The organism is Amycolatopsis sp. Hca4, from assembly GCF_013364075.1.
Lineage (GTDB): Bacteria > Actinomycetota > Actinomycetes > Mycobacteriales > Pseudonocardiaceae > Amycolatopsis.
Genome location: NZ_CP054925.1, coordinates 10,223,433 through 10,237,771, shown reverse-complemented (window position 1 = coordinate 10,237,771; position 14,339 = coordinate 10,223,433). Strand labels below are relative to the sequence as shown.

The following is a 14,339-nucleotide window of genomic DNA, read 5'->3' as shown; positions in this document are numbered from 1 at the left end:
TATCCGCTGTGCCGCGAGCCCGCCGACGGCGGACGGGCAGGCGCGCGCTCATGCCGACGAGCGCACGGGCCGACGTGACACATCGGGTCCAGTTCGCTTCCCACGCGCGACCGGCGCTCAGCGGCCAGCGGAGCCTGACCCGGATCGCCTGCTAAGCCTGCGATCCCAGCTGATCCTCGGCGACTCCGTTCATCTGGTCGCGAAGTTGATCGGCCATCGACACTCCGAGCGCCGCGACGACTCGATCCTGCGCCGAGCGCCACAACACGAGCGCCTGCTCGAACCGCCGGCGCCCCTTCTCCGTGAGCGCGACGTTGACGCTGCGGCAATCGGTGGTGTCCTTGTCCAGACGGATCAAGCCACATCCTCGTCACCGGCGCCACCGGCAAGACCGGAACGAACACCACACGCACGCTGCTCGACCAGGGACACCATGTCCGCGCTCTCGTCCACCGAGCCGACGACCGGGCCAACCGGCTTGCCCGGGCCGGCGCCGAGGTCGTCGTCGCGGACCTGCTGGACCTCGACGCCGTGAGCCGGGCCGCCAACGGTATCGACGCGGCCTATCTCACCTATCCGATCGCCCCGGGGTTACTGGAGGCCACTGCCACGCTGCTGCGGGCGGCCGAGGAGAACGGTGTCGGCGCCATCGTCGACATGTCGCAGATCTCGGCCCGGCGCGACGCCGCCAGCAACGCCGCCCGCCAGCACTGGCTCGCCGAACGTCTCCTGGACCACTTCACCGGCGCCGTCATCCACATCCGGCCGACATTCTTCGCCGAATGGCTGATCAACTTCTGGGACCCCACGACCGGTGAACTCCGGCTACCGTTCGCCGACGCGCGCCACGCCCCCATCGCCGCCGAGGACCAGGGCCGTGTCATCGCCGCGGTTCTGGCGGCCCCCGAACCGCACACCGGGAAGACCTATCGGCTGCACGGGCCGGTGGAACTCGACCACCACCAGATCACCGACGCGATGAGCCGGACCCTTGGCCGAAAGATCACCTACGTGCCGATCGAGCTGGACGAGTTCCGCTCGGCGCTCGAACAGCGCGGGCTGGAGCCTCACTTCGTGCAGCACCTGATCAGCGTCGCGGTCGACTACCGCAACGGGATCTTCGCCGGCACCAACGACAACGTCCGCGCGCTGACCGGCGTGGAGCCGCTCACCGTCGAAGCATTCATCGAGCGCAACAAGCAGTACTTCGACGGCCGCGAAAGCTCGGGCAACCGCTGAACCCGCGCCTGTCGACGGAAGGATCAGGCCTCGGCGCGTCGCTGACGCAGCAACTCGGCCGCGATCGAGTACGGGGGTGCCGCCGCCTCCGAACGAGCAGCGTGCTCGACGATCGCGTCCTGCAGGAAGCGAGCACCAGTGGGTCGCGGATACCGGGCGTAGACCGGCCGCACCCGGTCGGCGTCGAGGTCGGTGAAACGACCTCCGTCGATGAACACGCCCTTGTGCGTGAGGTAGGTCAGCACGCCGCGGCGATCGGCCAAGCCCAGGGAAGAGTGCAAGGCGATCGCCTCCCACACCCGGTCGACGTCCGCGGCGGGGACGCCGTGCTCGGCCAGCACCGAGGCGGCCAGGTCCGCGCCCTCCACCTCGAACCGGGCCTGTCCCGCCGCAAGGGTGCCCAGGCCCAGGTCGTGCAGGACGCAGGCGGCGAAGAGCAACTCCTCGTCGTAGGCCGCGTCCTGCACGGAACCTTCCTGCTCGGCCACGAGGCGGGCGAACAGGAAGCTGCGGATGCTGTGGTCGGCGATGGGCCTGCTCTCCGACTGCCGGGCCAAGGCGAGGCTCGCGTCGGCCAGTGGCCCGCTGGGTAGCGCAAGGGCGTCGTTGTTCATGCACTGGACCATAGGAGCCGGCCGGCGCACCGAACAGTGGCCCGAGTGCCATCCATCGCTATCATCGGGCCATGACCATGTCAGCGGATCGGCACCGCGTCGCGGTCCTCGTCCTGCCTGGCGTGCCGGCGCTGGAGTTCGGCATCGCGACCCAGGTCTTCGGGACTGATCCGCACTACGAGCTGATCGTGTGCACGGCAGGCGGCCCGGGACCGGTGCCGGGCGCCGGTTTCGCCGTCACCGCCACGGCCGGCCTCGCCACGCTGACCGAGGCCGGCACCGTGATCGTGCTGGCCTACCAGGACATCGGCACGCCGCCGGCGGCCGACGTCCTGGACGCCCTGCGCGCGGCGCACGAGAACGGCGCGCGGCTCGTCTCCATCTGCGTCGGCGTCTTCGCTCTCGCCGCGGCCGGCCTCCTCGACGGACGCCCCGCGACCACGCACTGGCGGTACGCCGCTCAACTCCGCCGGCAGTACCCGGAGGTGCGGGTCGTGCCGGACCGGATGTACGTCGACGACGGCGACATCCTCAGCTCCGCCGGGGTGACCGCAGGGCTCGACCTCTGCCTGCACCTTATCCGCCGCGACCGGGGCCCCGCAGCGGCCAACACCCACGCACGCTTCCTCGTCGCCCCGCCGCGGCGCACCGGCGGGCAGGCGCAGTACGTCGAACGGCTCCGCGCCGACGCGACCGGCGACCAACTCGCTCCACTGCGGGACTGGATGCTCGACAACCTTGCCGGCGACCTCACCATCAACGCTCTCGCGAAACGCGCCCACATGTCCCGGCGGACCCTCATCCGCCGGTTCCGGGAGGAGACCGACACCTCGCCGATGGCCTGGCTGGCCGACGCCCGCATCGACCGCGCGCGCGAACTACTGGAGACGACCACCCTGCCCGTGGAACGAATCGGCCGCCTCACCGGACTCGGCGCGCCTTCCTCGGTGCGCGCGGCATTCCACCGGCACCTCGGCACCTCACCCCAGGAGTACCGGGCGCTTTTCCGGCACCACACCACACTCTCATGCCGCTGATCGTGCGCTGGCCGCCGAATCGGCGAGTGGACACGTCGGATGCGTGGAACGGCCCGTGACCGAAGCGGCCACGGGCCGTCGCCCTCAGATCAAGATTCAATGAACGCGAGCAGATCCGGGTTGAGGACGTCGGCGTGCGTGGTCAGCATGCCGTGCGGATACCCCGCGTACGTCTTGAGCGTTCCGTTCTTCAGGTGCTCGACCGCCCGCGGCACCGAACTGCCGAACGGCACGATCTGGTCGTCCTCCCCGTGCATGACCAGGACCGGCACCGTGACGCGCTCGAGGTCGGCGGTGTAGTCCTCCTTCCACGAGAACACCGTCTCGTAGGCGGCCTGGATGCTGCCGGCCATGCCCTGGCGCCACCAGTTCGCGATGACCGCCTCCGAGGGCACCGCTCCCGGGCGGTTGTAGCTGTAGAACGGGCCTTCCGGGACCTCACGGAAGAACTCCGCACGGTTGCCCAGGATGCCCGCCTGCACCGCGTCGAACCACTCCGGTGGCTGCCCGGCCGGGTTGTCCTCGTCTGCACCAAGTTCGGCGTCAGCGAGGCGACCAGCACCGCTTTTGCCACGCGGTCCTGGTACCGGGCGACGTACCGGGCGACCTCGCCGCCGCCGGTGGAATGGCCGATGTGCACCGCGTCGCGCAGGTCGAGGTGCTCGGTCAACGCCGCCAGGTCGGCGACCCAGTGGTCCATGTCGTTACCGGTGCCGATCTGTGACGACCGGCCGTGGCCACGCCGGTCGTGCGCGATCACCCGGTATCCCTTGTGCAGGAAGTAGATCATCTGGGCGTCCCAGTCGTCGGCCGTCAGCGGCCACCCGTGGCTGAAGACGATCGGCTGTCCGGTACCCCAGTCCTTGTAGAAGATGTCCACGCCGTCGGAGGTGGTGATGAAAGGCATCGCGTCGTTCCTCTCCATCGCGGTCCACCCGCATCCAACGAGATCCGGCACGATTCTTTGTGAGCGACCACGACGGGCGATCCACTGGTCGTCAACTGCGCGTCAACAAGAGGACGCCAGCCCGGCCAGGAATTCTTCCGTCCGGCGCGCGAAGAGATGAGCACCGCGTTGGACCGACAGGGTTCTGGCCTTCTCGGCCGCCGCGCGGACGACCACCTCGGGCTCGCCGGCGGCATCGAGCAGGCGTGCCCGCAGCAGCAGGAGCAGGCCCTCCGCGTACCGCTGGTTGTGCGCCTCGAGGAACCACTCGGCCCGCTCGAGGGTGGCACGCGCCTGCTCGGTCATCCCCGCGGCGAGGAACATGTCGGCGATCAGCCCGTAGTGGAACGCAATGCCGAACCGCACCGGGTCGAGCAGCGTCGTGACCAGGACCCGCTCGGCCTCGGCCGCGGCTTCCGCCGGATCGTGGCCGGTCAGGGCCCGCGCCCAGCACGAGGTGATCCTCAGGTACGAATCGACGGAGTGGAAGATGTGCCCCGGGTCCGCGGCGCTCCAGCGCCGCGCTGCTCGCGTCGCCTGGTCGAGGTCACCGGCCATGGCCGCCGCCATGGCGGAGAAGTGGGCCCACACAGCGATCGCCTGCGGATCGTCGCCCGCGTCGGCTTCCTGGTCGTCGAGCAGTGCCTGGGCCGCGTCCAGCTCGTCGTGCATGGTCTCCACCACGGCTTGCAGCAACGGGCGGAGCGTTCGCACCTCACGGGGCAGCTGGTCCCGCTCCGGAGCGGGACCGGCGTCGAGCGGCACCCTGCTGCTTTCCCGCAGGTATCGCCACGACTGGTCGATGTCGCCGAGATCCCACTGGTGCAGTCCCCACGCCGCGGCTCCGAACGAGCGCAGTACCGGGTCCGCGGCGGCCTCGCCCTGCTCGAACAGCCGGCGGGCCAGTTCGGCACGCTCGGGCCGGGCGCCGCTGGTGGCCAGAGCCAGGTGCAGCAGGAGGAACTCGGTGGCTTGGGTCGTCCGGCCGAGGGCGTCGGCGAGGTGCCGGGCGCGTTCCAGGAGCTCGGCGTACGAGCGGACGAAGTCGTGCTGGCTCCAGAAAACCGTGACCAGCAGCGACACCGCGGACAGCTCGAGTTCCGCCTGACCGGCCTCGCCGGCGAGGCGCGCCGCCGCCTGCAGGTGCCGCTCGGCGGCTTCGAAGGCGAACTTGGTCACCGCGTGCCGTCCGGCCCGCACGAGCGCGGTCGCCGTGCGGACCGGGTCGGCCAGCGGGCCGGACGCCCACAGGTGGTGCGCGAACTGCTCGGCAACCCGGTCGTCGGCCCCGCCCCCGCGTTCGATCGCGTCCGCGATCTTCAGGTGCAGGGCAGCCGTACGCGACACCGGAAGACCGGCCACCACGGCTTCCCGAACGAGGTCGTGGGAGAAGCGGAAGGTGTACGGATCGTCCGGGACCGGCTCGACCAGGCCCAGCGCTCCGAGGGGCTCGAGCAGGTCGAAGCAGGCCTGGACATCGAGCTCCAGCGCAGCGGCCGGCAGGCGCAGCCCGACCTGCCGCCCGATGAGCGCGGCGACCTGCAGCAGATCGAGGGCGGTCTCCGCCAGATCGGCCGTCCGCGTCCTGACGACGTCGCGAACCGTGGCCGGGACCGTCCCGGCGGAGGAAGAGACGCCGTCGAGACGTCGCGACAGCTCCATCACCAGATAGGCGTTGCCCGAGGTGCGGGCGTGGATCTCGGCGGCCGCCCCACCGGGGTCCCGCCCGGACTCGCGGTGGAGCAACTCCGCCACCTCGTCGACCGTGAACGTCCGGAGCGGGATGCGGCGGTGTCCCGGTACCCGGCTGACCGCGCCCAGCGTCCGCGACAGCGCCGCGGTGGGTGCCGGGGCGCGATCGCGGAGAACGGCGACGAGCACCGTGCGGTGCGGCGGCCGGGCGACGAGGTGACCGAGGAGCTGCAGCGAGGCGGGATCGGCCCAGTGCAGGTCATCGAGGACGATCTGCACCGGGCGTTGTTCCGCCACCTCCCGGACCAGGGCCAGCGCCTGCTCGAAGAGGCGGAACTGCGTGCCGCTCTCCGGCAGCGGCCGGACACCGGTTCCGCCGTCGCGTGACTCGATCAGGCGACCGAGCTCACCGTCGAGCCACGGCTTGCGTGTGCCGGCGGGAAGGCTGTCGAGGATGGCCCGGAACGCTTCCAGCCACGGCCACATCGACGGCGTTCCCGCACCCTCCAGGCACGAGCCCCACGCCACGAGCGCGCCCCGCCGCTCCGACTCGGCCGTGGCTTCTCGCAGCAGGCGCGTCTTGCCCACTCCCGGCTCGCCCTCGATCACCACGACGGCGCTTCCGCCCGCGAGCGCCGTCGTCAGGGACTCCCGCAGCACGGCCAGCTCCGCGGTCCGCCCGACCAGGCCGGCTCGAGCGCTCCGGCCGCCGTCGTCGGCGGCCGCCGTGGGCAGGGTCTGGGTCAGCGCACGCCGCTGGGCCGTGCGCAGCGCCGCTCCGGGATCGATGCCGAGCTCCTCGGCGAGACGGGCCCGGATGGTCCGGAAGACGGCGAACGCCTCCGCCCGGTGCCCGCCGGCCGCGAGCCCGATGATGAGCGCCGCGTGCACCGCTTCGTCCAGCGGGGCCATCGACGCGGCCAGGCGCAGCGCCGGAAGAACCCGCTCCGGCCGGCCACGGCGTACCGCCAGGTCCGACGCCACCAGGCACGCGTCGAAGAACTCACGGTCTAGGGCGACGAAGACCGGCACCGGGCCGAAACCGTCAGCGGCCGGCCCCCGCCACAGTGCGAGCGCTTCCGCGAACCGGTCGAGCGCCGCTTCCTGTTCCCCGCCGGCGGCCGCGGTGCGTCCCGCCTCGACGAGCCGGCGGAACGTGACCAGATCCAGCTCGCCGGTTCCGCAGTCGAACAGATAACCGTCACCGCGCCGCTGGAGGTACGACCCCGCGTCCCGGACGGTAAGCCCCGGTTCGAGAAGCCGGCGCAACGAGCCGACGTACTTGTGGATCACGTTCAGCGCGCTCGCCGGCGCTTCCTGCCCCCACAGCAGTTCGATCAGCTCCACCCGGCTGACCGGCTGCCCCACCCGGGCGAGCAGCACGGCCAGCAGAACCGCCTGCTGGCGAGGCCCCGGAGCAAGCTCGGCCCCGTCACGCCACAAACGGACCCGGCCCAGGATCTGCAAGCGAACCCGGGCACCGAGCGGAGCGGGCGGTGGGGCCAACGCCTGGCGACTCCCCGAATCGATCTGACCGGCGGACTCCCGGAATCTAGCACCGCGCGAGCGCTCACGGAGCCCGGCGTTCGGGCCTGCTGCGGAGTAGATCTTCCGGAAAGCGAGCCGGCACAAGCAGTGGCGTTCCCGGTCCGCCGGCGGATCAGCCCACGGTGACCACCCGCGCCCAGCCAGGTGGTGTGTCCGGCACATAGCCGGGGTTGTTCTCGTCCGGTGGTCGATGCCGGGGGAACAGGCCCACGATCGTCCGGCCCGGCGGTCTCTCGTCGGGCCAGGGCGTCTGGCCGTCGGTCAGCGCCACGAAGACGTCGGGGCGAGGATTGCCTTTCAGCGCCTCGGCGAAGCCGGTGCGCAGGTCCGTCCCGCCACCTCCCACCAAAGGGATTCTCTCGGCGCGGCACAGCTGATGGGTGATATGGGCGGCGGCGTCGCACGACAGCACCGAGACGAGATCGCGTCGCCCGCCGACGGCTCGGACGATCGCGGCGATTTCGAGGAGCGCTGCTCCCAACTCGGCGTCGCTCACCGAACCGGAGGTGTCGACGATCACGCAGACGCGCGGCGGCCGGCGCCGCAGGCTCGGCAGGACGACGCCGGGCAGGCCGGCCGACCTGCGCGAGGGCCGGCCGTAGGTGTAGTCCTCCCCGCGCCGGACATCGCCGAGCGGACCGCCGCGCCCAGCAGTTCCCGCCACGGCTGCGGCGGGTGGAACGCCTCCTCCGCCCAGCGTCGCCAGCCCTTCGGGACGTCGCCTGGGCTGCCGTTGATGCCCTGTGCCACCCGGAACCGGACGGCGTCGCGTTCCTGCGCGCTGAGCCCGTGCGCACCGTCGGGACCGAGATCCCAGTCGCGCTCCAGCCCGTCCGCGCCGCTGCCGCAGTCGAGCCAGGCGTATCCGGCGGTGTAGGGCCCGAGGCGGAACTGGTGCAGGTAGTCCTCCATCAGCTCCCCCTCGCGAAGCCTGAGCGTCGCCGGGTGGACGGCTCCCTCGGGCCGCACCAGGCCGTCGCCGAACACGTCGTCGTTGATTTCGCAATCCGCGGCGATGTTCATCCGCAACCGCTCCGCGGGCCCGGTCAGTTCGTGCTTCGCGGCGAACCGGTCGCTGCGCCCGTGGTGGTCACGCAGCAGGTGCGAGACCTCGTGCACCCAGACCCCGGCCAGCTCCGCCGGCGGAGTCCGGTCCACGAACCCCGGCGAAACGTAACAGCGCCAGTGGCGGTCCACGGCCATCGTCGGCACCCGCCGGGATTCCACCGCGTGCAGGGCGAACAACGCCGTCGCCAGGTACGGCCGGTTCCGGACGGCGTGCAACCGGGCGGCGAACAGCTTCTCCTCGTCCATGCTCGGCACTGTCATCGGCGCTCACCCACGCCGACCGCGGCCTGATCCGCCTGCCGCGACAGCGCCACCGCCCCGGACAACCGCTCGATCGCCGCCGGCACCTGCCAGCCGTCGCGGCGCAGCGCGGCAAGCGTGGCGGCCGGCACGACCACCAGGTCCGGGGCTCCGGTCTCCAGCGCCCGCGCCAGCAGTGACCACGCCGCGTCCCAGCGGGCCTGCTCCGGCCGGTTGCGCACCGCCGCCACCACGCCGTCGAGCACCGTCCGACGCAGGTCACCCCGCTCGGGCAGCACCGCCGCCTCCGGGTCCGCGAGCAGTGTTTCGGGGTCCGGCAGATCCATCCGATCCATGGCGGCCAGCAGCTCCAGACCCGGTCCGTCGCCAACCGCTCCCCGCACCAGCATGGACACCACCTCCCGGGAGACGTCCGCCGCAGCGGCGAAAGCAATCAGGCGCAGCGCCATCTCCCAGCTGCGCGGGGAGGGCCACGGACCGCCACGGCGCGCTTCGTTCTTCGGCAGCTGGTGCACCAGATCGGGCCGGGCGGTCAGGAGACCGCACACAGCTCGGCGAGCGAACGTCACGGCGTCGGGCAGCCGCTCCCGGTCCAGCCCGGGCAGAGCCGCCTCCGGCCACGTCCCGCCCAGTCCCCGCAGCACGACGTCGTGGTCGTGGGTCCACTGCAGGTGGACGAACCGGTTGGCCAGCGGCGGGCTCAGCTCCCACCCGTCGGCCGCCGAGGAACGCGGGTTGGCGGCAGCGACGATCCGGATGCCGGGCGGTAGCCGCAGGGCGCCGACCCGCCGCTCGAGCACGACGCGCAACAGCGCGGCCTGAACGGCCGGCGGCGCGGTCGACAGCTCGTCCAGGAACAGCAGACCGTGGCCGGCCCGGGCCAGGCGCACGGCCCAGTCCGGCGGGGCCATCGGCACTCCTTGCCGCGCGGGATCGTCGCCGACCACCGGCAGCCCGGCGAAGTCGGACGGCTCGTGCACGCTGGCGATCACCGTGGTCAGTGGCAGTTCCAGCGCGTCCGCGAGCTGGTTCAGCGCCGCGGTCTTGCCGATGCCCGGCTCACCCCACAACAGCACCGGCAGATCGGCGGACACGGCCAGCGTCAGGGCTTCCAGCTGAGCGTCGGCACGCGGCTCGGTGGTCGTCTCGTGCAGCAGTGCCAGCAGCTCGCCGGCGACGTCCAGCGGTCGGCGGTGCGGTGGTTCGGCAGAGACTTTCGTGGCAGCAGACAGTTTTGATCACCTTGGGTCGAATCGGGGCCGGGCGCCGGCCAGGCGAAGTGAGCGTCAGTGAACGTTCGCGTGGCGCGGACGGCGGCGCACGCGACGGCGTTTGTCCTTTGTGGACGGAAGCGGCCCGCATCCGGCGAGTCCGGTCCGGTACAGCCCGTGGAGCACTTGGCGGCGAGCCGCCGTTTCCAGTTCGTCGCGCAGCGCCCCGCCGCGTACGAGCACGTCCGGCCCGAGCAGGGTTTCGACGGCGGCGCAGGCCCCGGCGGTGTCGCCGTGGTCCAGCCGCGCGCGAACCTCCTCGAGGTTCTCGGGATGCCGATGGGCTTCGTCGATGGCCTGCAGGCACGGCACCTCGGGCCCGCCCAGCGCACCCAGCAGCTCCTCGCGGCGGATCTCGCCGGGGTCGTGGTCCAGCGGGGCGAGCACCCCGTTCACGACGGCGATCCGATGCGTGGCACCACGACACTCGACGAGGCGCCGAGGTTCTGAGCCGCTCGGCCGGCGTTCTGCACCGGCCGGCCGGCCGCCGGGTCGGAGCGCCGACGCGACGAGCGGGTGCAGCCGCTCGACGTCGACCAACCCGGCGTGGAGCAGTCGCAGGTCGGGCAGGACCCAGGTCGCGGCGTCGGGCAGGACCGGCACCGCGCGGCCGCCGACCGCCTCGTCCGGTGGCCCCAGGTTCAGCAGCACCCGGTGCCTGCGGGTGAGCCGCACGGCGACGACGTTGCCCGGGCTCGCTTCCGCGCTCAGCAGCAGCGCCGCCTCGGCGGCCCACCGGTCCACGGCGCAGGCGTCCACCCCGACGGGAATGCCGGCGTGGGCGGCATTCCCGTGCGAAGGCCAGCGGCCGGATCGCTTGAGCAGCTCGCCGGCCCGGCGCACGTCCCACAGGTGGCGGTGCAGGTCGAGGCGATACCGGCGGTCGGGGCGGGGATGGGGATGGAGCCCGGCGCCGGGCTCGGATGGCGCCCACAGCGCGAGGCTGATCCGCTGGCCGCCACCCGCCCACGCCGGTGGCGTGCGCACCACGAGGTGGATCGCGCCGCCGCCGGTTGCCGCCGGGCCGTAGCGAGCCAGGGAAACCGTGAGTCCCGGTCGCAGCAGGCCGTTGGGGCCGATACGCGGAAAATGCCACCGCAGGAGGTCAGGAGCCAGGTGCCGGAGATCGGCGCGGACCTGGGCGACCAGCTGGCCGCCATGGGCACGGCCGGCGGCCCGTAGGTCCAGATCCACATCGACACGCGCGGCCGCGCAGGCCCCGGCCCAATCACCCACCACACGGCGAGCGGTCGCCGACTCGATCATCGACGGCGGCACTGCGAACTCACGGACGCGTGCCCAGAAAGAAAGGCGGAAGTCTTCGTTCGCGGTCAAAGGGTGCATCAGCACTCACCTTTGACGAACGAGACCCCCGATCTGTTCGAGTAGGTCATCATCGCGATGAGAGTAGCAGGCTCGACGCGGCAAGAGCGGCCGTATCGAGGTTCGAGCGGATGGTTCGGGTTGCGGCGGCGACAGACGACGTCGGTCGGGTCGGCTCGTTCGCATCTTCACGGAACCCTGTAACAGGGTGCCGCCGGCAGCGACCTTCACGTGTGCTCTTTCCGTCCCGTCGCCGCCTGTTCGCGGTGCTCGCCGCTCTGGTCGCCGTTGTCGGTTATGTGCTGGTGCGAGCGCCGTTGGAGACCAGCAACGCGCTGGCGAGCGTGCTCGCCGGTTTGCTGGCGCTGGCCGGGGGATTCGCCGCTCTGGCGCGATTTCTCGCCGTGCGCCGGAAAGCCGTCGACACGCTGGCCGAAGGGACCGCGCTCGCCGCGGAACTGCTGGACCGCTGGGGGCCGGAGCTGGTCGCGCGCCGGCTGCGCTCGGGTGCCGATGACGCGCTGCCGGTGCAATGGCACCAGGTGGGCGCGACCGCAAAGCCGCGCCGCGTCGTCACCGGAAATCCCGAGCAGGCCGTTCTGGACGTCGCTGCCGCCTTCCGGGCCCTGCCGAAGCAGCGTGCCGTGCTCCTCGGCGAGCCCGGCGGGGGCAAGACGTTCCTCGCCATCTCCCTCGTCGTCGGCCTGCTGGCCGAGCGGACGGCGGGCGACAAAGTCCCCGTGCTGCTTTCGCTGTCGGCGTGGGATCCGGTCGCGGACGATCTCGACACGTTCATCGTGCGCGCGCTGGCCGCCGCCCACTACGCCGGGGCCGAACGCATCCCGCGGGCGCTGCTGGAGCAGAACGTCATCTTCCCGGTGCTCGACGGCCTCGACGAACTGCCCGAGCACCTCCGTCGTCGCGCGCTCAGCCGCATCAACGCCACCCTGGCCGGCCACCGTCCGATCCTGCTCACCTGCCGTTCCGTCGAGTACGCGGAGGGCGTGGCCGCCGGGGCTCCCGCCCTGCGCCAGTCACCGGTCTTCGAGGTCCTGCCGCTGACACCGGGCCAGATCGGCCGGCGCCTGCAGGACGACGTGCGCTGGGCGCCGGTCGCGGATGCCGTCCGGGCGGACCCTGCCGGTCCTCTGGGCATCGCGTTGTCGACGCCGTTGATGCTTTCGTTGTTCACCAAGGCCTATGCCGACCGGGACCCCTCCGACCTCCTCGCCCTCACGAGCGGCAACGACGTGCGGGACCGCCTGGTCGACGTCCTGATCGACTCCGTCTACCCCGAGCACGGCCACGGGTGGACGGCGGGCAAAGCACGGCGGTACCTGACCTACCTGGCCCGCCACCTGCACCAGCACGCCGAGCGGGAGCTGAACCGGTGGCGGCTGCCCAACCGGGTGCTGTCGCCGTGGACCGGCGCGCTCGTCGGCTTGGCCGGCGGCGGGGTCGTCGCGGCGGTGCTGGCCCCGCTCCACATCAAGGATCCGACGAAAATCCTGAGCTCGCCGTTCACCTCGGCGGCCGTGTTCGGGCTCTTCTGCACGATCCTGTGGTTCCTGGGCTTGGGCCGCCGGGTCGACCAGCGGCGGCTGGGCTTCCGTTCCGGCGCACGCGACGGGGCGCTCCTGGTCCTGGTGCCCGCCACCATCGCACTGGTCATCCTCCTGGCGACCGACAGCATCAACCGCGCGCCGGACCGGAGAGTGGCGGGGGCGGTGAGCTTCGTGTTCACGATGGCGGCCCTCGCCGCTGTCTGCGCGCTGGCGGTCGGTCTCCACCGGCACCTCATCGCGCGCGCCGCCGTGGTCGGCCGAGCCGAGCCGGCCGACGTCCTGCGCCGCGAGCGGCGCGCAACGCTGCTCGGTGCGGCCGGCACCCTGGTGGTGGCCGCCACGCTCACGGTTTCGCTGTGTATCGCGGCCGCCTGCCTGGGCATGCAGGCCGGCCAGCGGGTCGCCGCCACACTGGGCATCCCCGTTGTCATCCGGCCGGTCCTCGACCAGATGCCTGAACCCACCGAAAAGAACGTGACGGCGTTCGCCGTCCAGACTCTCGTGATCACCGTGCTGCTGGTGGTCGCCGTGCTGCTCACCAGCCGCTGGCCCCGGTACGTGGTCGCCAAGGTGCTGCTGGGGGTAGCCGGCCGGCTGCCGCTCCGGCTGGAGCGATTCCTCGCGGACGCACGGGACAAGGGACTGCTGCGGGCCGGGGTCGCCGGGTACGAGTTCTGGCACGTCGCCCTGCAGGAGCGGCTGGTCATCGAGAGCAAGGACGTGCGGACCGGGCGCCCCGGTGTCCGCGTGGCCGCGTTGTGGCTCTCGGCCGTCACCGTGGTGGCCGCGGTGGTGGTGGTCGACCTGGCCCAGCCCGCCGCCTGTGGCTCGACCGGTCTGCCGCACGCCGACACCACCCTCGTCACCGTCGTCGATGCGGACGGGACCGCGCAGTGCGCGGCGGTGCTCGACGCCGACGACGTGGCGAAGCTGATGGGCAACGGCTCCTCGGTCACTCAGGCGGAGGAGGTGCTCGAGCCGGACACCGAGACCAGCGACCTGATCTCTCCAGTGGCGGTTCTCGGACAGTTCTCGGACATGGCTCCCGGCACGTTCAATGCCGTGACCGAGGGCATCGACGCCTCCCACGTCACCAGAACGTACCGGCTGTACACCACACCGCAGAACGGCCCGATCGCCGATTCCGCCGTCTCCCTGCTCTCCTCCAAGCTCACCACCGGGTACACCGCCCTCTTCGTCCGATTCGACGGATCGGTCCTGGTCGCCGGGAACGGAATTCCGTCGCTGATCACCAGAGATCCGACCAGAATCGCCCAGGCGGTCATCGAGAACACGATCGGGCTCCCCTCCGCTCTTGCGGCAGACAACGTCCTGGACGGGGTCGACGCCGGTGAATGCACGATTCTCCAAGCCGAGCGGTTCGCGAAAACCATCGATCTGAGAGGCAAGTACGTCAGCGAGAGGGTCTTGAGCACGTTGACCGCGTGCGGCAGGGTCGCGATCGCGGTCGACCAACCGATCAGGGCGTTGTCCGCGCCGGTCGAAGTTCGGTACGTGACCGACGAACCTCTACGGAAAGCCAGGGAATGCCAACGGACACTGCCGTTCCGGAACGAGGTCTCGGTGGCCGCGTGTACGGTCGCCAAGTTGTCCGACCGGATCTACAGCGGACTCGTCAGCTGATCCGCAGCTACCGACGAGCAGGCGGAGGCGTGCTCCGGCTGCTGTGGGACGAATGTTTCCCACCGGGCTCGAGGAGTGGTGCGAATGTGGTGGTCGAGGCGTCGGCGTCGACGTGCGCCGCAGTCGTCCGG

Annotated in this window: 12 protein-coding genes; 3 read left to right on the top strand and 9 right to left on the bottom strand. The window is 71.6% G+C overall.

The window, feature by feature from the left end:
* Positions 1-151 precede the first annotated feature (151 nt).
* Positions 152-358: a hypothetical protein gene (locus tag HUT10_RS46325; protein WP_176177013.1), complete on the bottom strand. Its 207-nt coding sequence runs from the start codon at positions 356-358 to the stop codon at positions 152-154.
* A 5-nt stretch (positions 359-363) separates the two neighbouring features.
* Between HUT10_RS46325 and HUT10_RS46320 the strand changes: the two genes are divergently transcribed.
* A complete protein-coding gene (locus HUT10_RS46320; protein WP_176178367.1) occupies positions 364-1,239 on the top strand; it encodes an NmrA family NAD(P)-binding protein in 876 nt (291 codons plus the stop codon).
* Between the two features lie 23 nt (positions 1,240-1,262).
* On the opposite strand, the gene HUT10_RS46315 is transcribed toward HUT10_RS46320, so the two are convergent.
* Positions 1,263-1,853 carry an HD domain-containing protein gene (locus HUT10_RS46315; RefSeq protein ID WP_176177012.1) on the bottom strand — a complete coding sequence of 197 codons (591 nt, stop codon included), beginning with the start codon at positions 1,851-1,853 and terminating at the stop codon, positions 1,263-1,265.
* 71 nt (positions 1,854-1,924) lie between these two features.
* On the opposite strand from HUT10_RS46315, the gene HUT10_RS46310 reads away from it, so the two are divergent.
* Positions 1,925-2,890, top strand: a complete 966-nt coding sequence (locus HUT10_RS46310; RefSeq protein WP_176177011.1) for a GlxA family transcriptional regulator — start codon at positions 1,925-1,927, stop codon at positions 2,888-2,890.
* A gap of 89 nt (positions 2,891-2,979) precedes the next feature.
* On the opposite strand, the gene HUT10_RS52365 is transcribed toward HUT10_RS46310, so the two are convergent.
* The 7 genes from HUT10_RS52365 to HUT10_RS46285 all read right to left on the bottom strand — a co-directional run bounded on the left by HUT10_RS52365 (position 2,980) and on the right by HUT10_RS46285 (position 11,020).
* Positions 2,980-3,147 carry an alpha/beta fold hydrolase gene (locus HUT10_RS52365; protein WP_368660813.1) on the bottom strand — a complete coding sequence of 56 codons (168 nt, stop codon included), beginning with the start codon at positions 3,145-3,147 and terminating at the stop codon, positions 2,980-2,982.
* Positions 3,081-3,680 (bottom strand): alpha/beta fold hydrolase, encoded by a 600-nt coding sequence (locus HUT10_RS52360; RefSeq protein ID WP_368660836.1) that lies wholly within the window; start codon positions 3,678-3,680, stop codon positions 3,081-3,083. Before HUT10_RS52360 ends, HUT10_RS52365 begins: the two co-directional genes overlap by 67 nt.
* Before the next feature lie 219 nt (positions 3,681-3,899).
* Entirely contained in the window at positions 3,900-7,238 is a 3,339-nt protein-coding gene (locus HUT10_RS46300; RefSeq protein WP_176177010.1) for a BTAD domain-containing putative transcriptional regulator, read from the bottom strand.
* A complete protein-coding gene (locus tag HUT10_RS51575; protein ID WP_254897335.1) occupies positions 7,189-7,596 on the bottom strand; it encodes a VWA-like domain-containing protein in 408 nt (135 codons plus the stop codon). Before HUT10_RS51575 ends, HUT10_RS46300 begins: the two co-directional genes overlap by 50 nt.
* Complete coding sequence (locus HUT10_RS51570; protein WP_254897334.1) at positions 7,593-8,405, bottom strand: hypothetical protein; 813 nt, start codon at positions 8,403-8,405, stop codon at positions 7,593-7,595. The genes HUT10_RS51575 and HUT10_RS51570 overlap by 4 nt, the downstream gene beginning before the upstream one ends.
* Positions 8,402-9,499 (bottom strand): MoxR family ATPase, encoded by a 1,098-nt coding sequence (locus HUT10_RS46290; protein ID WP_254897333.1) that lies wholly within the window; start codon positions 9,497-9,499, stop codon positions 8,402-8,404. The genes HUT10_RS51570 and HUT10_RS46290 overlap by 4 nt, the downstream gene beginning before the upstream one ends.
* 192 nt (positions 9,500-9,691) lie before the next feature.
* Positions 9,692-11,020, bottom strand: a complete 1,329-nt coding sequence (locus HUT10_RS46285; RefSeq protein ID WP_176177009.1) for a hypothetical protein — start codon at positions 11,018-11,020, stop codon at positions 9,692-9,694.
* A 212-nt stretch (positions 11,021-11,232) separates the two neighbouring features.
* Between HUT10_RS46285 and HUT10_RS46280 the strand changes: the two genes are divergently transcribed.
* Positions 11,233-14,208: an NACHT domain-containing NTPase gene (locus HUT10_RS46280; protein ID WP_176177008.1), complete on the top strand. Its 2,976-nt coding sequence runs from the start codon at positions 11,233-11,235 to the stop codon at positions 14,206-14,208.
* The last annotated feature ends 131 nt before the right edge of the window (positions 14,209-14,339 follow it).

Excerpts from the sequence above, each read along its gene's own strand:
- HUT10_RS51570 (WP_254897334.1), bottom strand. The coding sequence starts at position 8,405 with ATGACAGTGCCGAGCATGGACGAGGAGAAGCTGTTCGCCGCCCGGTTG.
- HUT10_RS52360 (WP_368660836.1), bottom strand. The coding sequence starts at position 3,680 with ATGATCTACTTCCTGCACAAGGGATACCGGGTGATCGCGCACGACCGG.
- HUT10_RS46300 (WP_176177010.1), bottom strand. The coding sequence starts at position 7,238 with ATGTGCCGGACACACCACCTGGCTGGGCGCGGGTGGTCACCGTGGGCT.
- HUT10_RS46315 (WP_176177012.1), bottom strand. The coding sequence starts at position 1,853 with ATGAACAACGACGCCCTTGCGCTACCCAGCGGGCCACTGGCCGACGCG.
- HUT10_RS46310 (WP_176177011.1), top strand. The coding sequence starts at position 1,925 with ATGACCATGTCAGCGGATCGGCACCGCGTCGCGGTCCTCGTCCTGCCT.
- HUT10_RS52365 (WP_368660813.1), bottom strand. The coding sequence starts at position 3,147 with ATGCACGGGGAGGACGACCAGATCGTGCCGTTCGGCAGTTCGGTGCCG.
- HUT10_RS46285 (WP_176177009.1), bottom strand. The coding sequence starts at position 11,020 with ATGCACCCTTTGACCGCGAACGAAGACTTCCGCCTTTCTTTCTGGGCA.